The sequence below is a fragment of the Lacticaseibacillus sp. 30 genome (assembly GCF_053819265.1).
The window spans coordinates 21,791-43,489 of the sequence record NZ_JBSOQX010000008.1; the positions used below are offsets into that span (position 1 = coordinate 21,791).

The following is a 21,699-nucleotide window of genomic DNA, read 5'->3' on the forward strand; positions in this document are numbered from 1 at the left end:
AGTAGGAACGCAAAGATGCCGATTAAATTTAGCTATTTTTTGTTGTTATCAGTATCGTTAAGAACGCAGAAAGTGATCACGCATAATTAAAAAAGAAACCGGGACTGAAACATCGCCTGTCAAAGAACACCGCGCTTGCGGGACTCAACAGAGGTGTTTTCCCAGTTTCTTAATAGATGTGCTCAAAGATATTGTCTGATTGAGCCATCAACTGTTGTAACTCATTCGCGTAGCTTTTTACTGTAGATAAAGTTCGCGGAGATCCCGTTTTTCAGAGGGGGTCAGCTTTAATTCATCTTGCAAATAGTCGCGCATGCTGCCATATTCAGCATCGATCGTGGCTAAGGCGCTGTCAAGAAAAGCACCCGAAACCGTGCCGAGATCTTGAATGTTGGCAAGAAGAGCATCAGTTGCGCCATGCTTACGAGCAGCTGCCAAATTCTTTTCGACCATCGGCTGAATGAGATCGTTTGTCGCGAGGTAGTCTTGGCGAATGGTATGACCATCAACACCGAGGGCTGAAAGTAGATATACCGCGCCCATCCCGGTTCGATCTTTACCGGCTGTGCAATGGAAAAGAACAGCACCATTTTCGTCATCGTTACTTAAGAGGATGTCGAAGAATTGACGATAAGCCTTTTGTGCAGAAGGCATTTTGACGATGTCGGCGTAGGTTTTAACCATGTTTTCAAAACCTGCGTGCGGATCACGTGAGAAGCTCTTTTGCAAGGCATCCGCCTGTTCACTACTCTTGGTTTCGTCTGTTGGGAAAACCGGCACAAAATGGTAGGTCGCGTGTTCTGGGTATCGATCGGGCTCAGCTGCTTGTTCTTCGGGTGAGCGAAAGTCGACATCGGCGATGAGCCCGTAATCGGAAAGGTATTGCAAATCCTCGTCAGATAACTCGCTCAACTTAGCAGAGCGAATGACTTTCTGAGGTTTGACTAATTGTCCGGATTTTGTCTTATAGCCGCCGAGGTCGCGAAAGTTAAGTCCATTTTTAATGTCAAGAACATTGGGTTCCAAATTTAATTCCTCCATCGTGAAAACGTTTGACTCCAGTATACGCGAAAGTTGTTGGTACCGGCAATGCATCCTTAAGTTTTCCAGCTAGTTGGGCATTAGGCTGTGCTTTTATGAGTGAGCGAGAATGCATTGTTTTCAAGGGTTATACGTGTATAAGGCATGTCGACTGAGCGTATCAGAAGGGTCAAAAAAAGCCGTCAAATGACGGTTTTTTTGAAGAATAACTTTACTCAGGCTGAGCGATAATTAATCCGGCAATGAAAGCCGCTACCAGCGACTTGGTGCCCGCCGCAAGCGGAACACCATTGTATGTCAGAACTGAGTTGTTGCCTAACAAGTCCTCAACACGGATTGATGGACCATCACCGACCGGTTGTTCGTTTTCTTGCTTCTGAGCATATTTATCCGGATAAGCCACACTCAATAATTCGAGCGGATCTGTATTATAGTATTCTGCAAGTTTGCGAATACTCCGTTCACTCGGAATTGTTTGATCGTTTTCCCACTTAGTAAAACTAGCTGGGGAAGTATGGGTTGCTTTTGCAACTTCGACGATTGATTCGCCGCGACCCTTTCGGATCTGTCGCAGCACGCTGCCAACACCATTTGTAATCATATTTCCACCACATTTCTTTCAATTTTTTTTGGCGCCGAATCCTTAAATTCAAGAATGCAAGCTCACTAACTTTAATATAGCATTAATGCGTATTAAATCAATCATAAACCCACGGAAATAAAACATATTTTAATAAATAATAACCGGGTTCGATCAGATTCAGTACGCGCATCAGTAAAGCCTGCCGTTGAGTCTTATTTTACAGGGTCTTGCGATAGATTACTATGTTAAGTGTTCAAATTTATTTCTTGTATTCGTTTCCTCGGCGTTCTATGCTTAAGTTAATCAGAAAGTAAGGATGTGAGCGGAATGGATCAAGAATATGATCGCTTGCTCGTACCGGTGGATGGCTCGAAGGAAGCAGAATTAGCTTTTAACAAGGCCATTAAGGTTGCACTGGCCAACCGAGCCCACTTGGATGTTTTGAATGTGCTTGATACCAAACAGTTTATTGGCAGTTACGGCGGCATGATTTCCGGCGATGCGGTTTATCAGTTGACGCAAGATGCACAGGAATACTTAGATAATTTGAAAGATCAAGCCAAAAGTGCAGGTCTGGATGATCTTGATATTCACATTCGGTTTGGCAATCCCAAGACGGTAATTGCAACTGATTTTCCGCACGACCATCACAATGATCTCATTGTGATCGGTGCAACTGGCTTGAACGCTGTAGAACGCGTCCTTGTCGGATCTGTCACGGAATATGTCAACCGCACGGCACCTTGCGATGTCCTGATCGTTAAAACTAAATAGGTAAGTGATTGTTTGTGAGCCGATGACAAAACTTGTTATCGGTTTTTTTGTTAAGCGCGAACAGGAGCGGCTAGAAAACAGAGTGTAAGTGACCAGTTCGGTTCAAGGTCCTTATTATGTAGGCATCTGTGGCTGCGAACGCGTTCACCTGTGCAATCCTGTCCAGCGTTGCACTGGTGAACGCATGATCTCGCCTTGCAAGCATCTTCACTGGCAATCCCTGCCAGCGCGGCGTAATGTATCCGTAAAAGAGAAGCCTATGCAAGTTTATGGAGGTGCTGGACAATGGTAAAACCAAATGATCACGCTGAAGAGGCCAAGACAGAAGCAGCATTGCAGCGGTATCAGGAACGTAAGCGTTATACGGATTGGGTTGCCAAAATGTCACCAGCTATGCGCGCGTACCACGATCATGAATGGGGCGTGCCGGTTCATGATGATCAAAAGTTATTTGAGTTGTTATCCCTTGAGATTTTCCAAGCTGGGTTGAATTGGGAACTAGTCATTGGCAAGCGCGCTGCTTTTAACGATGCTTTTCATAATTTTGCGATTAAACAAGTAGCTGCTATGGATGAAGAAGACGTCGAGCAGTTATTGCAGCGGCAAGATATCATTCGCAATCGTAAGAAACTTGAGGCAACAATTACCAATGCCAGAGCTGTGTTAAAAATTCAGGCAAAGTATGGCAGCCTTGATCACTATTTATGGCATTTTGTGAACGGCAAGCCGTTGGTCAATCGACCTAAGTCGCGTGCGGAAATTCCGACCAAAAGTGCCTTATCGGTCAAAATCGCCAAGGATTTGAAAAATAACGGCTTTGCGTTCGTAGGGCCGGTAATCGTGTATAATTATTTGCAAGGCGCCGGATTAATTGATGATCATGTTGTGATGCAGGACTGATCCGAATCGGCCCAAGAGGGAGCAAGACTGGTGAAGCGCGTCCGACTGTGGGGAATTTTTCTAGCAATTTTAGGGTCAAGCTTTTGGGGAATCTCTGGTCCAATTAGCGAGGCCTTATTTGATCAAGGCATTAAAGTTTCATGGCTGATTAGTTCGAAGATGATTATCGCCGGAATTGTTTTGATGCTCGTGGCTTTTTGGAAAGAGCGTAAAGCGATTCTAGCACCTTGGCGGAATACTCGTGATGCCTTGCAGCTAATTCTATTTATTCTGTTTGGCATGATCGGGATGCAGTATATTTACTTTAAGGCAGTTGCAGTAGCCAATGCTGCAACTGCCACGATTTTGCAATATCTGTCACCGGTGGTTGTGTTGATATTCTTAGCGCTGCGTTTGCGCGAAAAGCCGCGACGAATTGATATTGTGACGATTTGCTTTGCCATGATGGGGACGGCTTTGGTTGTTACCAAAGGGCATTTTACTCATCTGGCCATTTCGCCGAATGCTTTTTTCTGGGGTATCATGGCAGCATTGGCGGCAGCGGCGTATACCTTATTGCCTGCAGGTTTGTTGCACCGCCACTCGCCGATTGTCGTCACGGCATGGGCGCAACTGATTGGTGGTTTGTTGATTGACGTATTTGATCCTTTTTGGAAGGAAATACCGCATTTAGATCACGCAGGTTGGGCTGGTTACTGGTTCATTGTGATTTTTGGCACCATCATTGCTTATTCGGTTTACCTTGCGAGCTTGCAGTTCATTTCTCCGACGGCAGCCACGTTGCTAGACGCCTTTGAGCCGTTGGGTGCAACGGTTGTTTCAGTCGTTTTCTTACACATGCATATGGGGTTTGCGGAAATCTTGGGTGGCGTTATTATTATTTTGACAGTCGCCATGATGGCAATGGCGACGCCGCATGGACCGAAGTTGGAAGATCGCTCCCCGGACTGAGCGATCATGCCGCATCTGGCGCCATCAAAAAAGGATGGTGCATTGATACACACCATCCTAGCCAATTAGTAACCGTTCATCAGTGGCTGTTGCCGCAACCGAATCAGCTCGCATTCTTGGCCATGAGGTTCGGGATCACTTGCTGATGTTGATTTCGGCGCAGTGCAAGGATATAGCCGTTTTTAATGCGTAATCGATAGGTCACAAACAGTGACAACTTGATAGGTCGGCCTAAATAATCGATAATTGGATATGGCTCGCGATTGCTCAGCATCATCCTCATCTCCCACCACTATTATATAACAGTATGTGTAACAAGTTTATGACAATCCCGCTTCGCCAGACTTGAAGACCATGCTATACTGGCGTAAGAATTAGCAACGAATATGGAGGCACAACATGGATCAATTTAGTATCAGTAATTTAGCAGACTGGCTTGAGGCGCATAATGATGACCTGATGGCCAAGAAAACCCAGCTTGACCCCAACAAAGTATACGCAATTGTGGATTATTTGAAGGTGCTCAAGAAGCCAGCTGAGAAATACTTGCATATGAAGCAGGCCGATTATTATACAATTGAATCTGATCACAAGTTAAACTTGCCAGATGACAATGCGCCATTGACCGCCACCCATGACCGTATCATGGTCAACCATGTGGATGGCTCAATCAAAAATGATCAGTTGAATTTTACATACAATCATGAACCCGTTTTTGACGGTGGGTATACCCCGCAGCGTGACTTGAATATTGTTAAGTACGGGCTTGAAGTGATTGGCGCAGTCGCAACCAGCGGCCATATTGAGACAGTCAGTGCGGCACTTTCACCAGATGCTGTGTTGACCTTGCTGCTTGCTGCGACGGCCTTTTCAAGTTATCAAGCTTAGTTAGGGCATTTCTGGTGTCGCCAGCCAGTCATGGTCGGTTAATTCATGGTACTTCTTTGAAACGGGTACCCATAAACGAGCTTTCAGGATAGCGCTGATGCTCTGCCAAAAGGCGGGGTCATCGCGCTGTTTTTGATTGGTTGTAATTGTGATCGGGACGCCGGTTTCAGTAATGGCGTTAATATACGGGTAAGCAATTTGTTGTAATTGGGTTGCGATGACATCGGTTTGATTAATCAACATATGCATCATCCTTCTTTCGTTTGTTGATAAAATCAGCATAACAAGGGGCTGTGGCTTTGGCGGGATGAATGTGCGGTGAATTTGGGCTTTATTCGTGACGAAGTTGTGGCGCTTTCATTAAGCAATGATTAAGCGCCTGATCAGCAAAGCCTTGGTTAACTGCAGTAAAAAAGACAAGCAATAGTCGTGATCATGGCTTGTCTTTTAATTGGGGAAAATTAACAATAAGTTGCGTAATCTTGATGTAACTGGTCGCGTAATGATTTCTTATCGGCATCAGGAATGAAAGCTGCATCAATGGCGTTTAAATTGAATGCTAAAAAGTCAGCTGCTGTTGTACCAAAAGCTTGCTGATAACGCTGATATTCCTGGGTTAACGTGGTATTCGAGACTGTTCGATTATCAGTGTTAATGGTGATTTTGGCACCAGCTTTTTTAAGCGCCTGATACGGAAACTCAGCAAGTGTCCGAGCGGCTTTCGTTTGGAGATTGCTCGTGAGGCAAAGTTCAACTGTGGTGCCAGTTTCAACAATTTTCTCAATGAGTGCCGGTTGATCAAAACAAGCGGTGGCATGGCCAATCCGCGGAATGCCGAGTCGTACCGCTTCAGCAATGTTTTGCGGGCAATGACATTCGCCGGCATGAAACGTAAGCGGCACGCCAAGAGATTGAGCAGTTTTAATGGCCGGCGCGCACACGTTCGTTGGAAAATCAGCTTCGTTGCCGGCAAAGTCACCGCCTACGAGTGTTGAACCAAGTAGTGGGGCGGTGTTTTTAAACATTGTTTGGTTATCGGTGTTGGGCAACTGTCGCATGCCACAGACTAAGGCCTTCGCCATGATGTCATATGTTGCCATGCCTTGGTGCAAGCCTTCGATGACGGCTTGCGTTGCTTCGACCAGCGATAATCCGCCTGCTAGGGAAAATACGGGCGCGAAGCGAATTTCGATATAGCGGACGTTTTCTTCAGCCGCTTGTTCAACGACATCGTAGGCCGCGAGTTGCAAGGCCTTTTTGGTTTGCAGCAAGGGGGCCACGAAGTCAAAGGCTTTGAGATAATCACCTAAATTCTCGGAATCTGCTGGTGCCTGAACCAGTCGTCGCAGCTCGTCGTCAGTCGCCGGTAATTTTCGGTCGATCATTTTCGCGAGCTGACGAATGCAGCTTAACGACAATGAGCCGTCTAAATGACAATGTAGTTCGGTTTTGCTTAGTTGATGTAATGTTTGAAAGTCCATCGAGTTTTCCTCCTAAACAAGTTCGCAGGCAATAAAGAGTGGTCGGCATGACCGAGGGGTGATTGGTTCGCGTCTTTTTAAACGCGTTTACCAGCCCAGAGACCTGCGTATAAGGACCCTGAACGCAATGACCCAAACCCGGTCATCACGTTCAGGCCCGCTTACACTCCGGTTTCTGACCGGGCTGGTTCACGCTCTGATTGTTTAGAGTTTAACATAGGCGGCGCGTGACGCGGTACAATGGAATGAATAACTGGGAAAAGGGTGATGAGAGATGCGCATGGTCGATTTAATCACGAAAAAACGTGATCACAAAGCTTTAACCAATGAAGAGCTCACTTGGATGATTGAACAGTATACGGCAAAAGCAATTCCGGATTATCAGATGAGTGCTTTTCTGATGGCGGTTTATTTTAATGGTATGACGCCAGAGGAACGCAGCCATTTTGCTTTTGCAATGCTGCATTCCGGTGACGTACTTGATTTGAGCGATATTCCGGGTATTAAAGTCGATAAACACAGTACTGGCGGTGTCGGTGACAAAATTAGTATTCCTTTGGCGCCGCTGGTTGCGTGTCTAGGTGTGCCGGTGCCGATGATTTCCGGGCGCGGTCTTGGTCACACGGGCGGTACATTGGACAAACTTGAGAGCATTCCTGGCTTCAATGTTGCGGAAAGCGAAACCCAATTCAAGCAGCAGGTACAGCAAATCAATGAAGCCATTATCAGTGCGAGCGGCGAGGTTGCGCCAGCAGATCGACGGATTTACGCTTTGCGCGATGTCACAGGTACGGTTGAATCGATTCCGTTGATTGCGGGGTCGATCATGAGTAAAAAGTTAGCCAGTGGTACGAATGCCTTGGTCTTTGATGTAAAAGTCGGCAATGGCGCATTTATGAAGACCATCGAAGATGCGCGGGCGTTGGCCAAAGCCTTGGTGGGTATCAGCAAAACCGCTGGGGTTAAAAGTGTGGCTTTGTTGACAGACATGAGCCAACCGCTGGGCATTACGATTGGTAATAGTCTGGAAATTGCGGAATCTATTGCCATTCTTAAAAATCGTGGTCCGAAAGATGTCCATGATCTTACCGTTGCGTTGGCAGCACAGATACTGGTGCTTGGCGGCAAGGCGGCAAGTCTAGAGATTGCCAGCGGCTTAGCCGAAGATGCGCTGCGTGACGGGCGTGCGTTGAATGCCTTCAAGCAATTGATCACAGCACAAGGCGGGGATGCTTCAGTAGTGGATGATCCACGCAAACTGCCACAAGCTAAGTATCGAATTGCTGTGAAAGCTGCCGAATCTGGCATTGTTGACCAAATTGACACAAATGCTCTCGGTTTGGCAGCGATGCAACTTGGTGGCGGTCGAGCGAAAAAAGATGATATTTTAGACTTGGCAGTAGGGCTTGTTCTGCATAAAAAACTGGGGACACCTGTGACCAAAGGCGATACGTTGGTTACGCTGCATGCCGACACCGAGAACGTTGACGCTATCAGCAACATGATCAGAAACGCTTATCATATTGGCGATAAAGCGCCGAAAAAAACGCCGCTGATTCAAGAAGTGATTCGCCCCTAAATACGTTTTCATTCTTCCATCGTTTTCAAAGGTGTTTTCAAAATGGTTTTAGCTAATATTTGTTTGGTGGCCGAAACGCCGTCAATTAAGCATACAGCTGCATATCATAACAGTTTTGATTTAATGTTGATGCTGAAAAGCATTATTTCAATGCTATTTTTTGGGTTTTTGGTTTTTAAAAAATAAAACTCAGGGGTATACTTAGATTGGAATCAATCTAGTAAGGGAGGAAAAACATATGCTATTGGCAATGGACGTATTATCGCTAGCTCGTTTTCAGTTCGCGATGACGACCGTTTTCCATTTCTTCTTTGTGCCGTTTTCAATTGGTATGGGGCTTGTTACCGCCATTATGGAAACGATGTATGTGCGCAAAAAGAATGAAACATATAAGAAGATGGCCAAGTTCTGGGGCAAGATCTTCTTACTCAGCTTTGCGGTTGGGGTCGTTACAGGTATTATTCAAGAATTTCAGTTTGGCATGAACTGGTCTAATTATTCACGGTTCATGGGTGACATCTTTGGGGTGCCACTGGCGATTGAAGCGTTACTGGCATTCTTCATGGAATCGACTTTCATTGGTCTGTGGATGTTCACATGGGATCGTTTCAAACCGGCTGTTCACGCTATCTTTATTTGGATGACATGGCTAGGTACCACGCTATCAGCCATTTGGATTCTGTCGGCGAATGCCTTCATGCAGCATCCAACCGGTTTTGCGATTAATCAAGCAACGGGTCGGGTTAAACTAGTCGACTTTGGTGCTGTGATCACGAATCCGCAACTGTGGGTTGAATTTCCGCATGTTATTTTTGGTGCCTTTACGACGGCTGGCTTTGCTGTAGCCGGCATGGCCGCATGGCGTTTGCTTAAAAAAGATCAAGTTGACTTTTACAAGAAGTCTCTTAGAGTTGGCTTGATTGTTGGCACCATCGCTTCTGCATGCGCAATCGGTTTTGGTGATTTGCAGACACAATTCATCATTAAAGATCAGCCGATGAAGTTTGCGGCAACTGAAGGAATTTATAAAGATACCAGTGATCCAGCACCGTGGACGCTTGTCGAATTAATCAATACTAAAGATCATACGACCACTGGCAACATTGAAGTGCCATATCTATTAAGTTTGCTGTCGTATCATAAAATGAACGGCGCAGTCAAAGGCATGGAGACAGCTAATAAGGAGCTTCAAGCTAAATATGGCAAAGACAGGGACTATTATGTGCCGGTTAAAACCTTGTTCTGGAGCTTCCGGGTCATGGCTGGCGGTGGCGTTCTTCTGTTCCTGCTCGGCGTTCTAGGTCTCTGGTTTAGCCGGAAGAAGAAAGATACTTTGCTTAATCAGCGTTGGCTATTGTATATTCTCGGCTTTGCGCTGTGGCTCCCATTCATCATTAATACGGCTGGTTGGTTTATCACTGAACTTGGTCGGTATCCATGGGTTGTTTACGGCCTGTATTCAATTGCCGATGCGGTTTCGCCGACAACGACAGCTGGACAGTTACTGTTCACTAACATTTGCTACTTCTTGATCTTCACCTTGCTCGGCGGTGTCATGATTTATTACTCACATCGCGTGCTTAAGAAGGGTCCTGAAGGCGATCTGAACACTGACTACGGGATCAACAGTGATCCGTTTGCTAAGGAGGCGTTCGCAAAATGAGCTGGTTACAGATTTTGTGGTTCTTCTTATTGTTTGTCCTTTTCAGCGGCTTCTTCGTTCTTGAAGGCTTTGACTTCGGGGTTGGTATGTCAACCAAGCTATTGGCGCGTAACTCTGACGAAGAAGATCAACTCGTTGCCACAATCGGCCCACATTGGGATGGGAACGAAGTTTGGCTGATTACAGCTGGTGGCGCGATGTTTGCCTCTTATCCAATGTGGTATGCCAGCCTCTTCTCGGGGTTTTACATCATGTTCTTCCTTGTGTTGTTCGGTTTGATTGTTCGCGGCGTGTCGTTTGAATTTGCTGCACATGCCGAGACCAAAAGAGGTCGAAATATCTGGCGTTGGGCTTTGGCTTGCGGCAGTTTAATCCCACCGTTCATCTTAGGGATGATTTTTACCGCGATCATTCAACCGTTACCAATTACCAAGGCTGGTGATGTTTATCCTACTTTAGGTAATCAAATCAACCTTTTGACAATTGTCGGCGGAGTTGCGGTCACTTTGATGATGCTCATGCACGGTTTAAACTTTATTCGTCTGAAAACGACTGGCGACTTGCGCAAGCGTGCACGTGACTGGAACAGCAAGTTGTACTACTTGTTGTATGCTGGTGAAATTGTCTTCGCTGTCCTTCTATTCTTTATGACCGACTTCTTCAAAGAACGCCCAATCAGCACTTTGTTGATTTTGGTTGTGATTGTCGGCTCGACAGTTGCCGCTCATGTTGGCGTGCTTAAAGATAATGAAGTGTTGTCATTTGTTGGCAGTGCCCTAGGGCTTGTCGGGGTTGTCGGTGTGATTTTCAACGGCTTGTTCCCACGCGTTATGATTGGCCAAGATGCGGCTATGTCCATTTTGGTAAAAGACGCCAGTGCTAGTCCGTTGACGCTGACCATTATGACGATTGTCGCTGTGATTCTGCTGCCAATTGCCTTGGCATACTTCATCTGGAGCTATGTGGTCTTCCACAAGCGGATTCAAGCAAAAGGAGCGGTTAGTGAATGATCGATAAGACGCTCATGCGCCTTTCGGGAATGAAACGAATTATGACAATGCTTGCCGGGTTTGCGCTCGTGCAAGCTTTTGTTATTTTATTACAAGGAAAATTTCTTGCTGAAGGGATCGTTCATTCTTGGAACCGGCAAAGTTTAGCTGGCTTATGGCTTCCGTTAGGACTTTTTGCGACTGCCTTTGTGATTCGTCAGCTCATTGTTTGGGTGCGCAATCGCATCGGGGCACGATTTGCCATGACTAGTTCGGCCTGGCTACAAGCCCAATTGCTCAAGCACTTGTATGCCTTGGGGCCGGCTGCCGTTGCCAAGGAAGGAACCGGTAATTTGGTCACGATGGCGCTGGATGGCATTCCCGAAGCCGAAAATTATATTGAACTGATTTTGAACAAAATCCTGAACATGAGTATTATTCCGTGGGTTTTAGTTGCCTATATTTGGTACGAAAACTGGTTAACTGGCTTCACCTTGCTGATCATGTTTCCAATCATCATTTTGTTCATGGTGATTCTTGGCTTGGCAGCACAGGATAAATCTGAAAGCCAATATGCTGGGTTTCAAAAGATGAGCAATCATTTCATTGACTCCTTGCGTGGTTTAAAAACTTTGCAGTTGATGGGGATTAGTCGGCAATACGCGAATAATGTGTACGATGTGTCGGAAGACTATCGAAAACAAACCATGGGCGTCTTGCGCATCGCGATGCTCTCAACGTTTGCGCTAGACTTCTTCACCACCTTGTCGATTGCAGTTGTTGCGGTTTTCCTCGGGATCAAGTTGATGGATGGTGCGATTCCACTCTATCCAGCAATGGTTGCGCTGATCTTGGCACCGGAATATTTCATGCCGATTCGTGATTTTGGGACTGACTACCATGCCACCTTGAATGGCAAAAATGCGATGAAGGCGATTTGGCAAGTGATTGATCAGCCATTACCTACTGATACCAATGTGTTACCGGCTTTTTCAAGGTGGCAGGCTCAGGATACGGTAACCATTAACCACCTCGATTTCACCTATCCAAATGAACGCGCGGGCATTCAAGATGCTAATCTGCAGTTTACCGGCACGGAAAAAGTAGCGATTATCGGTGCTAGCGGGTCAGGTAAATCAACATTACTCAATTTGATTGGCGGTTTCTTGCAGCCGCAAAAAGCTGCCATGACGGTTCGAGGAACGAAGGTACCGCATATGACCCAAGCAGCTTGGCAAGATCATTTGAGTTATATCCCACAAGATCCGTATCTATTTGCGGATACGATCGCTGCCAATATCCGGTTTTATCGGCCGGATGCGTCAGATGAAGATGTGAAACAGGCAGCTGAGGCGGCGGGGTTGAGTCATTGGATCGAAACTTTGGCAGACGGCTATGCAACGAGAATCGGGGAAGGCGGCCGTGGTATTTCCGGCGGTCAGGCCCAACGAATTGCGTTGGCGCGGACTTTGATTGATACGAATCGCTCGATTTGGTTGTTTGACGAACCAACTGCCCATTTGGATATTGAAACTGAAGCCGAGTTAAAAGAAACGCTTGTGCCGCTGTTCAAAAACCGGCTCGTGATTTTTGCGACTCATCGGCTACACTGGCTCAACCAAATGGATCGCGTGATTGTGGTTGATGGTGGCAAGATCATTGCTGAAGGGACCCCAAGTGAGCTGGCGGCACATTCTAAGCCGTATCAGGCCCTTGTGCACGAAATGCGAGGTGAATTCAATGCATTGGTTGAAAAATGAGCACTGGGTTCGCCCAGACTTGAAACGCTATCGCGGCTTACTCTTCTGGTCGTTAATTCTGGGGGTTATGACCTTTGTCTTTGCTGGTGCCTTGATGTTCACGTCAGGTTTTCTGATTGACAAAAGTGCCACGAAGCCATTGTTTGCAGCTATTTATGTCACGGTTGTCTTGACCCGCGCTTTTGGGATTGGGCGACCGGTGTTTCAATACATTGAACGGTTGACCAGTCACAACTGGGTGTTGCGCATTACTAGCCACATGCGGCGAAAATTGTACAAAGTGTTGGAAACTGATGCTGCCTTTGTGTCCGAACATCATCAAACCGGCGATATTCTAGGCTTGCTCGCCGATGACATTGGTCACATTCAGAATCTATACTTGCGGATGATTTTCCCAACTGTGGTCGGCGCTGGTCTAACGGTTATTGCCACTTTGTTGCTAGGCTGGTTCAACTGGGGCTGTGCACTATGGATTATGTTGTTGCTGTTGTTTCAAGTATTGATTCTGCCTTGGTGGGGACTGGTAGTTGAGCGTTTTCGAAAGGCAGAACAAAAGCAATTGAATCATGATGCCTATGTCTCATTGACGGATTCAGTGCTCGGTTTGTCCGATTGGGTCATTACTCATCGCGAAAAGGATTTTATGTCTCAAAGTCTGGCGGCGCCTAAAAAGTTGGCCGCATCGACGGTGAAGTCCAAGCGGTTTCAATGGCGCCGAGACTTTGTCGGCCAACTGCTGTTTGTCTTAATTGTCATTAGTATGTTGATCTGGACAAACCTTGAGTGGACCGGTAATCAAGCGAGTGCTAACTGGGTTGGGGCGTTTGTACTGGTTGTTTTCCCACTCGATCAGGCGTTTTCCGGTATCGCACAAGGGGTTGGCGAATGGCCGACATACCGCGATGCGATTCGTCATCTCAACGATTTGCAGCCGGTCACGCGACAATTACCGCAACAACAAGCAGTACCGACTCAGTTCAAAGAGATGACATTGCAGCATCTCAGTTTTCAATACACGCCAAAAGATCCTGAATTAATTACCGATATTGATCTAACCGTTCACAGCGGCGAGAAAATTGCGATTCTCGGACCCAGTGGCATGGGCAAAACCACGTTGTTGCAACTGGTACTTGGTGATCTAACGCCGACAACTGGCAACGTGTTGGTCGACGGTCAAGATGTCCTGACTTATCAGCAGCATCGCACCAATCTTTTTGCCGTGTTGGATCAAAGTCCGTTTTTATTCAACACGTCGATTGTCAACAATGTCCGCTTAGGCAATGAGCAGGCCAGCGATGCTGATGTTGCCGCTGCTCTTAAGGCAGTCAAGTTAGACCAGCTCGTAGCCCAATTGCCGAATGGTATTAACAGCAGTGTCGAGGAAGCAGGTTTCGGCTTTTCAGGTGGTGAACGGCAACGTTTGTCGCTAGCTCGAATTCTTTTACAGGATGCGCCGATTGTGCTGTTGGATGAACCGACAGTCGGCCTTGATCCAATTACGGAACAGGCTTTGCTGGAGACGATGTTCACAGTATTGCAAGGCAAAACCATTCTTTGGGTGACGCATCATTTGCAAGGCGTCAATCAAACTGATCGCGTCATTTTTCTTGAAGATGGCCGTTTGACGATGAATGATACCCCTAGTCACTTGGCTAAGAACGACGAGCGGTATCAGAACTTGTATGCTTTGGATGCGGGGCTACGGTGAAATTTTGATAAACCAAAAAGGGTGCTTCTCATGACGAGAGGCGCCCTTTTTTGGCGATATTGAGTGGTTAATCAGGAAGTGATAATTTTAATGCCTGTGTAGATGTTGTAGACTACCATCCCAATGTCAACGACCATGGCAACAAGTAGCAAGATAAGTGAAACGGCGGATGTTGCGTTGATGCTGTTTGTGAAGAAACCGACACCGCCAATGATCATAAAGATAAAGATGCTCAGTAGGGTGGGAATAATATGCAGCCAAAGTGCGTGTTTAGCTGTGTCCCGTGTGACGGAACCTTGCGGGGTGAAAATCCAAACGAGAATTGGAAAGAGAATGGGGGCAAAAATGACCGAAATATAAGACAACCCACGTAAAACTTTGTGTTCATTCGTCATAATAAACATCTCCTTGTAAATATGTTCGCTGGCGCAGGTTTCAAACTGCGCCAGCGCACCTTTTTTAATTAGCGATTTAATTTTGCTAAAGCTGCTTTAGGAACCTTTTCCTTTGGTACGGCTTCCCAACTAATCACTTGGTTTCGACGCGTGCTGTAATCGAGGCGGAGATAAGCTTGCATTTTCAAAGGCCGAGATTTGTGACCGTTGAAATCAACCTCTGTACCGTGGCCTTTTTCATCATAGGCCATCTGAGTATAGGCATAATCAATATCCCGCGCAGCACCGGTCTCATCATCGATAACATCAAACTTCTTGCCTGTCGTCGTAATCTGGGTGTAATAAGGGGTGCTTTGAGTATACCAAGCGTAAAACCCTGCACCGCCAAGAATGACGAGGCCAATGAAGATGCCAATACCAATCAAGATTTTTTTCATATTCATATCCCCTCCCAAACGGTGTATATGCAACTTATTGTATAAATTATAACAATAATATCATTCATTCGAACATTAAAATGACTCGATTACCTTATAAGGAAACCTTGTTAAACAAAAGGTCATGTGATGCGGATCAGAAGCAAGGTTTGCTATAATGATGACATTGATATAACGATTATAGAACGTGAAGGGTGAACGTATTTTGAATAGGGATGGGAAGAAAAAATTGAGTCGCCAAAATCTCATGATTTTGATTGTCGATTTGGTACTCATTATCATTTTTATTGGCGGCTTTGGCTGGGGGATTGGGACGGTTAAACGTTACCAAGTTGAGCCGAACACGTCACGGACAGAGACCAACACTGACAGCTTATATTCAGAAAGTCGCTTCGAAAAAACGCTGCAAAAGTTTAAACGCTTGGATTTAATGGTTCGATTAGGCCCGGTTAAAGACGCTAAAACATTTAACTATACGCCAGACGAATTCAATGTTAAATATAGCAGTCAGCCGATAGTATCTGGTCTAAAGGCAACGAAAACACTCAATGCTGAAACCGGCGAAGTTGAAGTTTGTACAACCATGACCCCACAAGGCGTTACGGTGGCCGGTGATTACTTATTAACCACAGCATATGATCATGACGGTTTTCATAACTCAGTGATGTATATTCAGGATTTGAAAACCGGTAAGTTGCTTAACACAGTGGTATTGAATGGCCGTCCCCATGTTGGTGGGTTAACTTATGATGCCAAAAACGATAACATTTGGATCTGCGGACGCCGGAACAATGCGGCTGAAGTTTTTGCAATCAAGCTAAAAACAGCCTTGACTTACAATGTTGATAAGAAAGCCAAGGCTGTGGCTTATTCTCAACGCGCCCAACTTGGCAATATTAGCCGAGCTTCTTTTGTCACTTATTACGAAAATGCGCTGTTCGTCGGCTTCTTTAATCCAACCGGAAAAGGTAACATTCAACGTTATCCTTTAAATGATAAGGGGCAGGTTGTTGGGAAAAGCCTCACCTCCAGCATCTCGAATCAATTTGACGTGTTAACACAATCCGTTTTGCATCAAGACATTTTATCGAAAATCCAAGGGATGGCCTTTTATGGGGATTATACGATTCTGTCGCAATCTTATGGTGGTGGCAACTCGACGTTATATATCTTTAAAACCGATCCTAAGAAGACCATCTTCCGCGCTAGTGATGCGATTGACACGTTTGATATGCCTTCGCACTTAGAACAGATCAGCACGCATGATGGGCGGATGTACATGATGTTTGAATCGGCGGCGTATGCTTATCGGCATCGCAGTACCAATCAATTAGACCGGGTCCTCTCAATGAACTTGGAAGGCTTCGTTCAACTTGTGTTAAAGGAGGAGAAATAATTGGAAGCAACAAAATTAGCTAAACGCAAACAATGGCCAGTTCCTTTTAGTCAAACTGAACCACATTTTACGTTCAATAACTGGCTGAAGTTCTTCTCGGTTGTTTTGTTTGCCTATCTGCTCTTTTATACACGCAATCCGATTGGCGGATTTTTCAACATGTCCGGCACCACTTTTCTGAATGTTGCTAATGGCTGGACTCGAGCCGTTGTCGTGTTCGGCGGCGTTCTTTACTGTGCCATCATTTTTGCTGGCGCTGTATGGGCAGCTGGCTGGGATGGCTTGAGTCAGCTTTTTGCAAGTTTTCGTTGGCGGGATATCTGGTATGTTTTCGCTTATGGCATTTTGTACCTGATTGCGACCACACTTGGCGGGATTCTTGGCGACTTGGTGCCAATTCGGTTTGGCGTTGATTTTGTCAATACGCTGGAGGCCGCCCAGTTTGGTAACTTAGGTGCTTTTAGCCTCATTAGTTTCCGCGCCTTTTTCATGACGCTTGCAACGCAATTAACTGCGGTGATGATTTTCCTAGCTAGTCAACAGTTATTTAGTCGATTGGCGACTAAACATCGGCGTTGGGCATTGTTTTTAACTTATCTCTTGGCGCTGACCGTAACGGCTGTTGTGACGACTACACCGCTTGCACCGCATGTCTTTGTCAATATCGCCAGTGGGTTGATCGCACAGCTGCCACTATACTGGGTCTATCGACGTTCGCGGAACATTTTGGTGGTGACGCTGAGTGCATTTATTTTGATGCACGTCATGATAGGGCTGGCAGTGATGTTAGGGTAGTGATGTTATCGACCGGTATCGACTGATGATGACGGTTTTTTTGACTGATTTTTATGATAAATAGGTGATTATTAGAACTTATGAATTGAAAACGATTACAACAATCGCCATACTAAAAGTGTTTCAAATATTGACTGGAGGTCTAAGCATGACAAAGTTAGGTAAACCATATGGCATTGGAGTCGATATCGGCTCAAACTCGATTGGATTTGCGGCTGTGGATGAGAACAGTCATCTTATTCGATTGAAGGGAAAAACGGTTATTGGGGCAAGACTGTTTGAAGAAGGAAAAGCAGCAGCGGATCGCCGAGCAAGCCGTACCACTCGCCGTCGTTTGAGTCGAAATCGTTGGCGGCTCAGTTTTTTGCGTGATTTTTTTGAATCGCATATCACGCCTACTGACCCGAATTTCTTCATGCGGCAAAAGTACTCGGAAATCTCGCCGAAGGACAAGGCCCGTTACAAGTATGAGAAGCGGCTTTTTAATGATCGGACGGATGCTGAGTTTTACCAACAGTATCCAACGATGTATCATTTGCGCACTCGGCTTTTGACAGATCCAAGCAAAGCCGATGTTCGCGAGATTTATTTTGCCATTCATCATATTTTGAAAAGTCGCGGGCACTTTTTGACGTCTGGGTATGCCAAAGATTTTAATACAAACAAGGTCGCGTTAAACGAGATTTTCCCTGCATTGCAGGATGCCTACGCTCAAGTTTATCCGGATCTGGACATCACTTTTGATGAGAACAAGGTGAATGAGTTTAAAACAGTTCTGTTGGATGAGAAAGCGACGCCAAGTGACACGCAACGAGCTTTAGTCAATCTTTTGTTGGCTGAAGATGGCGACAAGGATATATTGAAGCAGCAGAAGCAGGTTTTAACTGAGTTTGCTAAAGCAGTGGTCGGACTGAAAACGAAGCTCAATGTGGCGCTAGGGACCGAAGTTGATAGTTCTGAGGCCACTGCTTGGAACTTTTCATTAGGGCAGCTTGACGATAAATGGGCAGGCATTGAGTCAGCCATGACTGATGAAGGTACCGAAATTCTGGACCAGATTCGTGATCTTTATCGAGCTCGGCTCCTTAATGGTATTGTGCCCGCAGGAAAGACGCTTTCTCAGGCTAAGGTTGATGATTATGAACAACATCATGAAGATCTCGAATTGTTCAAAGACTATCTAAAACAACTTGAAGATGATGGAATGGCTAAAGCAATCCGACAGCTTTACGATCGCTATATAGACGGTGACGATGCTAAGCCATTTGTACGTGAAGATTTTGTTAAAGCGTTAACTAAAGAAGTGACGGCTCATCCAAACGCCAAGTCTCCTGAACTGCTTGAACGTTTGGTGCAACCGGACTTCATGCTTAAGCAACGCAACAAAGCAAATGGGGCTATTCCGGTCCAAATGCAGCAGCGGGAATTGGATCAGATCATCAAAAATCAGTCTGTTTATTATGACTGGCTGGCTGCGCCAAATCCGGTGGAAAAGCATCGACAAAGTATGCCTTATCAGTTGGATGAATTGCTTAATTTTCGAATTCCGTATTACGTTGGGCCACTGGTGACGGCTAAAGAGCAAAAGGCAGCACAAGGCGGGGTTTTTGCTTGGATGGTTCGGAAAGATCCTGATGGTAATATCACGCCTTATAATTTTGACGAAAAGGTAGATCGCGAAGCTTCGGCTAATACCTTTATTCAGCGGATGAAGACGACCGACACATACTTGATTGGTGAAGACGTGTTGCCTAAGCAAAGTTTGCTGTATCAGAGTTATGAAGTGCTTAATGAGTTGAACAATGTTCGGGTTAATGACAATAAATTAAGCTTTGACCAGAAGCAACAGGTCTTAGGTGAACTTTTTGAAAGGCATAACACCGTCACTATTAAACAGTTTGTTGACAATTTACTCGCTCATGGGGATTATGACCGCATTCCTGAAGTTCGTGGTCTGGCTGATGAGAAACGCTTTTTGAGTTCGTTGTCTACTTATAATCAGCTTAAGGGGATTTTGCATGAGGCAATTGACGACTCGGACAAACAAACTGATATCGAAAAAATTATTGCTTGGTCAACGATTTTTGAGGATAAGGCGATTTTTAAAACGAAGCTTAACGAAATCAGTTGGCTAAATGCTGGGATGATTAACAGTTTAGCCAATATTCGTTACCGGGGATGGGGACAGTTTTCTCATAAACTATTAAATGAGTTAACGCTCAGTACTGGGCGCACAGTTTTTGAAGAACTACTTATATCTAGTCATAACCTGATGCAAATTTTGACAGACGAGGTACTGAAGCAGAAAATCGCCGAGTTAAATGCTCATGAATTAAAAGCATCAGGTATTTATGCCGCGATTGATGATGCTTATACGTCACCGAGCAACAAGAAAGCTTTGCGTCAGGTACTTAGCGTTATTGATGACATCACAAACGCTGCTGGGCAAGCTCCAAATTGACTCTATATTGAGACAGCGGACGGAGACGGAGTACCCGGAAAACGGACGAATTCGCGGCAACGAAAAATTCAAGAGATCTATGTAAATGCTGCCCAAGAACTGATTACCGGCAGTGTTCGGGGAGAACTTGAAGATAAAATTGCCAGTAGAGCTGACTTTACGGATCGCTTAGTGCTTTATTTTATGCAAGGCGGCCGTGACATCTACACAGGCGAACCATTGAATATCGATAATCTAAGTAGCTACGATATTGATCACATTCTCCCTCAATCGTTGATTAAAGATAATTCTTTAGACAATCGCGTTCTTGTTCATCCCCTCGTCAATCGCGAAAAAGATACAATCTTCGCTTCGACGCGATTCGCCAAACAAATGAATGGAATGTGGCGTCAATGGCATGCAGCGGGATTGATTAGTAGCCGGAAGCTGCGAAACTTACAGATGCGGCCTGACGAAATTGATAAATACGCGAGTGGATTTGTTGCTCGGCAACTGGTCGAAACGCGACAAATTATCAAACTCACTGAACAAATTGTGGCGGATCAATATCCAGACGCTAAGATTATCGCTGTCAAAGCGGGACTTTCATCTCAGTTACGCAAAGAACTGGACTTTCCAAAGAATCGCGAGGTAAATCACTATCATCACGCCTTCGATGCCTTCTTAGCTGCGCGTATCGGGACGTATCTGCTCAAACGGTATCCTAATCTTGAACCCTTCTTTACCTATGGAAAATTCAAAAAGACGGAAGTAAAGAAATTAAAGAGCTTCAACTTTATTCGTGACATGACACATGCAAAAGATAAAATCGTTGCCAAAGAGACCGGAGAGATTGTCTGGGATAATGCAAGTGATATCAATGAGTTGGATCGTATTTACAATTTCAAACGTATGTTGATTACGCATGAGGTGCGGTTTGAGACGGCAAGTCTATTTAAACAAACACTTTATGCAGCCAAAAATTCAAAGAATCGCGGCGGATCAAGACAACTAATTCCAAAGAAAAAGGGGTATTTAGTTGATATCTACGGAGGATATACGCAAGAAACGGGTAGTTATTTATCTGTTGTTCGACTAACAAAAAAAGCGATGTACGCTGTCGTGAAAGTATCGACGAGAGATGCTGCTAAATTGGCAGTTGCTAAGAGTATTTCTGAGCAAAAGGAAAATGAAACGTTAAAAAAGATTATTGATGGAAAGCTTTCAAAGACAAGCAAAAAGGGAAAAACCACACATCAATTATTTGAGATTGTTTTACCTCGGGTGGGGCAAAAGACCTTATTTAAAAATAGCAAATACAATCAATTTCTAGTTAATTCGGATACCTACATGCACAATTACCAAGAACTGTGGATGCCACGTGAGTATCAGAGAATGTGGAAAGATATTTTGCTATCTAATCACGGTGATGCTCAGTTAGAAGGCCAGTTAGATCAAATTTTCAAGTTTATTGTTTCTCAAGTGAACAGCTACTTTAATCTATATGATATTAATCAATTTCGTAAAAAAATAGCCGACGCAACTGATAAGTTCGCTAAACTTCCAACGCATGATACAGATAACGCACGAGGGAAAATTGCGACAATAGGTCAATTGTTAATTGGCCTTCAAGCAAATGCTATGAGAAGTGATTTAAGGAATCTCGATATAAAAACACCTTTCGGATTATTACAGATTGGTACAGGAATAACCTTAGACTTGGACACCTCCATTATTTACCAGTCTCCAACAGGTTTGTTTGAACGAGAAGTTCCCTTAACCGATTTGTAAGCAAAAAAAGCCACCCGAGTTTTCCCGGATGGCGTATGTATGGCCCAACATGGGCTCAAAAATTGAAACTCAGCCGAAGCTTTGTTTGATCTCAACGTGTAGATGTCGAATCAATCAGTTCAAAACGT

18 protein-coding genes and 1 pseudogene are annotated in these 21,699 nt (G+C 45.1%); 12 read left to right on the plus strand and 7 right to left on the minus strand.

What is annotated here, in order from left to right:
* Window positions 1-237: 237 nt before the first annotated feature.
* Window positions 238-1,026, minus strand: coding sequence for a tyrosine-protein phosphatase (locus ACWPAB_RS06980; protein WP_003584839.1), 789 nt, complete (start codon window positions 1,024-1,026; stop codon window positions 238-240).
* Between the two features lie 226 nt (window positions 1,027-1,252).
* Window positions 1,253-1,642, minus strand: coding sequence for a helix-turn-helix domain-containing protein (locus tag ACWPAB_RS06985; protein ID WP_003566973.1), 390 nt, complete (start codon window positions 1,640-1,642; stop codon window positions 1,253-1,255).
* Between the two features lie 309 nt (window positions 1,643-1,951).
* Here ACWPAB_RS06985 and ACWPAB_RS06990 point away from each other — a divergent pair, with 309 nt between their 5' ends.
* From ACWPAB_RS06990 to ACWPAB_RS07000, 3 genes are all read left to right on the plus strand, one after another.
* Window positions 1,952-2,398, plus strand: a complete 447-nt coding sequence (locus ACWPAB_RS06990; protein WP_003566971.1) for a universal stress protein — start codon at window positions 1,952-1,954, stop codon at window positions 2,396-2,398.
* 285 nt (window positions 2,399-2,683) lie between these two features.
* Window positions 2,684-3,298, plus strand: coding sequence for a DNA-3-methyladenine glycosylase I (locus ACWPAB_RS06995; protein ID WP_003588566.1), 615 nt, complete (start codon window positions 2,684-2,686; stop codon window positions 3,296-3,298).
* A gap of 30 nt (window positions 3,299-3,328) precedes the next feature.
* The gene (locus ACWPAB_RS07000; RefSeq protein ID WP_003566966.1) at window positions 3,329-4,249 is read left to right on the plus strand and encodes a DMT family transporter; all 921 of its coding nucleotides are present in this window, start codon (window positions 3,329-3,331) and stop codon (window positions 4,247-4,249) included.
* Window positions 4,250-4,352: 103 nt separating this feature from the next.
* Here the strand turns inward: ACWPAB_RS07000 and ACWPAB_RS07005 are convergent, their stop codons facing one another.
* Window positions 4,353-4,523, minus strand: a complete 171-nt coding sequence (locus ACWPAB_RS07005) for a hypothetical protein (RefSeq protein ID WP_003566964.1) — start codon at window positions 4,521-4,523, stop codon at window positions 4,353-4,355.
* A 125-nt stretch (window positions 4,524-4,648) separates the two neighbouring features.
* On the opposite strand from ACWPAB_RS07005, the gene ACWPAB_RS07010 reads away from it, so the two are divergent.
* Window positions 4,649-5,137, plus strand: a complete 489-nt coding sequence (locus tag ACWPAB_RS07010) for a hypothetical protein (protein WP_016382082.1) — start codon at window positions 4,649-4,651, stop codon at window positions 5,135-5,137.
* Here ACWPAB_RS07010 and ACWPAB_RS07015 read toward each other — a convergent pair whose 3' ends face one another.
* Window positions 5,138-5,380 carry a hypothetical protein gene (locus ACWPAB_RS07015; RefSeq protein WP_003566960.1) on the minus strand — a complete coding sequence of 81 codons (243 nt, stop codon included), beginning with the start codon at window positions 5,378-5,380 and terminating at the stop codon, window positions 5,138-5,140.
* A gap of 218 nt (window positions 5,381-5,598) precedes the next feature.
* Entirely contained in the window at window positions 5,599-6,618 is a 1,020-nt protein-coding gene (gene add / locus ACWPAB_RS07020; RefSeq protein ID WP_003584833.1) for an adenosine deaminase, read from the minus strand.
* 274 nt (window positions 6,619-6,892) lie between these two features.
* Here add and ACWPAB_RS07025 point away from each other — a divergent pair, with 274 nt between their 5' ends.
* The 5 genes from ACWPAB_RS07025 to cydC all read left to right on the plus strand — a co-directional run bounded on the left by ACWPAB_RS07025 (window position 6,893) and on the right by cydC (window position 14,317).
* On the plus strand, window positions 6,893-8,197 hold the full coding sequence (locus ACWPAB_RS07025) for a pyrimidine-nucleoside phosphorylase (RefSeq protein ID WP_016382081.1): 1,305 nt from the start codon (window positions 6,893-6,895) through the stop codon (window positions 8,195-8,197).
* Between the two features lie 238 nt (window positions 8,198-8,435).
* On the plus strand, window positions 8,436-9,860 hold the full coding sequence (locus ACWPAB_RS07030; RefSeq protein ID WP_003584831.1) for a cytochrome ubiquinol oxidase subunit I: 1,425 nt from the start codon (window positions 8,436-8,438) through the stop codon (window positions 9,858-9,860).
* The gene (gene cydB, locus ACWPAB_RS07035; RefSeq protein WP_003584830.1) at window positions 9,857-10,870 is read left to right on the plus strand and encodes a cytochrome d ubiquinol oxidase subunit II; all 1,014 of its coding nucleotides are present in this window, start codon (window positions 9,857-9,859) and stop codon (window positions 10,868-10,870) included. Before ACWPAB_RS07030 ends, cydB begins: the two co-directional genes overlap by 4 nt.
* The gene (cydD, locus tag ACWPAB_RS07040; RefSeq protein WP_003571227.1) at window positions 10,867-12,609 is read left to right on the plus strand and encodes a thiol reductant ABC exporter subunit CydD; all 1,743 of its coding nucleotides are present in this window, start codon (window positions 10,867-10,869) and stop codon (window positions 12,607-12,609) included. Before cydB ends, cydD begins: the two co-directional genes overlap by 4 nt.
* Window positions 12,590-14,317, plus strand: a complete 1,728-nt coding sequence (gene cydC, locus ACWPAB_RS07045; RefSeq protein WP_003584829.1) for a thiol reductant ABC exporter subunit CydC — start codon at window positions 12,590-12,592, stop codon at window positions 14,315-14,317. The genes cydD and cydC overlap by 20 nt, the downstream gene beginning before the upstream one ends.
* Before the next feature lie 71 nt (window positions 14,318-14,388).
* Here the strand turns inward: cydC and ACWPAB_RS07050 are convergent, their stop codons facing one another.
* Window positions 14,389-14,712, minus strand: a complete 324-nt coding sequence (locus ACWPAB_RS07050) for a DUF4870 domain-containing protein (protein ID WP_003566944.1) — start codon at window positions 14,710-14,712, stop codon at window positions 14,389-14,391.
* 68 nt (window positions 14,713-14,780) lie between these two features.
* On the minus strand, window positions 14,781-15,155 hold the full coding sequence (locus tag ACWPAB_RS07055) for a YxeA family protein (RefSeq protein WP_003566940.1): 375 nt from the start codon (window positions 15,153-15,155) through the stop codon (window positions 14,781-14,783).
* 223 nt (window positions 15,156-15,378) lie between these two features.
* Between ACWPAB_RS07055 and ACWPAB_RS07060 the strand changes: the two genes are divergently transcribed.
* From ACWPAB_RS07060 to cas9, 3 genes and pseudogenes are all read left to right on the plus strand, one after another.
* Window positions 15,379-16,545 carry a YncE family protein gene (locus tag ACWPAB_RS07060; protein ID WP_003571221.1) on the plus strand — a complete coding sequence of 389 codons (1,167 nt, stop codon included), beginning with the start codon at window positions 15,379-15,381 and terminating at the stop codon, window positions 16,543-16,545.
* Window positions 16,546-17,340 (plus strand): hypothetical protein, encoded by a 795-nt coding sequence (locus ACWPAB_RS07065; protein WP_003584827.1) that lies wholly within the window; start codon window positions 16,546-16,548, stop codon window positions 17,338-17,340.
* A gap of 148 nt (window positions 17,341-17,488) precedes the next feature.
* Window positions 17,489-21,571, plus strand: a pseudogene (cas9, locus tag ACWPAB_RS07070) (type II CRISPR RNA-guided endonuclease Cas9).
* Window positions 21,572-21,699: the final 128 nt, after the last annotated feature.

Bases quoted from the DNA above. Each gene is read 5' to 3' on its own strand.
- add (WP_003584833.1), bottom strand. From the start codon at position 6,618: ATGGACTTTCAAACATTACATCAACTAAGCAAAACCGAACTACATTGT.
- ACWPAB_RS07005 (WP_003566964.1), bottom strand. From the start codon at position 4,523: ATGCTGAGCAATCGCGAGCCATATCCAATTATCGATTATTTAGGCCGA.
- ACWPAB_RS07025 (WP_016382081.1), top strand. From the start codon at position 6,893: ATGCGCATGGTCGATTTAATCACGAAAAAACGTGATCACAAAGCTTTA.
- ACWPAB_RS07030 (WP_003584831.1), top strand. From the start codon at position 8,436: ATGCTATTGGCAATGGACGTATTATCGCTAGCTCGTTTTCAGTTCGCG.
- cydB (WP_003584830.1), top strand. From the start codon at position 9,857: ATGAGCTGGTTACAGATTTTGTGGTTCTTCTTATTGTTTGTCCTTTTC.
- ACWPAB_RS06990 (WP_003566971.1), top strand. From the start codon at position 1,952: ATGGATCAAGAATATGATCGCTTGCTCGTACCGGTGGATGGCTCGAAG.
- ACWPAB_RS07010 (WP_016382082.1), top strand. From the start codon at position 4,649: ATGGATCAATTTAGTATCAGTAATTTAGCAGACTGGCTTGAGGCGCAT.
- cydC (WP_003584829.1), top strand. From the start codon at position 12,590: ATGCATTGGTTGAAAAATGAGCACTGGGTTCGCCCAGACTTGAAACGC.
- ACWPAB_RS06995 (WP_003588566.1), top strand. From the start codon at position 2,684: ATGGTAAAACCAAATGATCACGCTGAAGAGGCCAAGACAGAAGCAGCA.
- cydD (WP_003571227.1), top strand. From the start codon at position 10,867: ATGATCGATAAGACGCTCATGCGCCTTTCGGGAATGAAACGAATTATG.
- ACWPAB_RS06985 (WP_003566973.1), bottom strand. From the start codon at position 1,642: ATGATTACAAATGGTGTTGGCAGCGTGCTGCGACAGATCCGAAAGGGT.
- ACWPAB_RS07050 (WP_003566944.1), bottom strand. From the start codon at position 14,712: ATGACGAATGAACACAAAGTTTTACGTGGGTTGTCTTATATTTCGGTC.
- ACWPAB_RS07015 (WP_003566960.1), bottom strand. From the start codon at position 5,380: ATGTTGATTAATCAAACCGATGTCATCGCAACCCAATTACAACAAATT.
- ACWPAB_RS07055 (WP_003566940.1), bottom strand. From the start codon at position 15,155: ATGAATATGAAAAAAATCTTGATTGGTATTGGCATCTTCATTGGCCTC.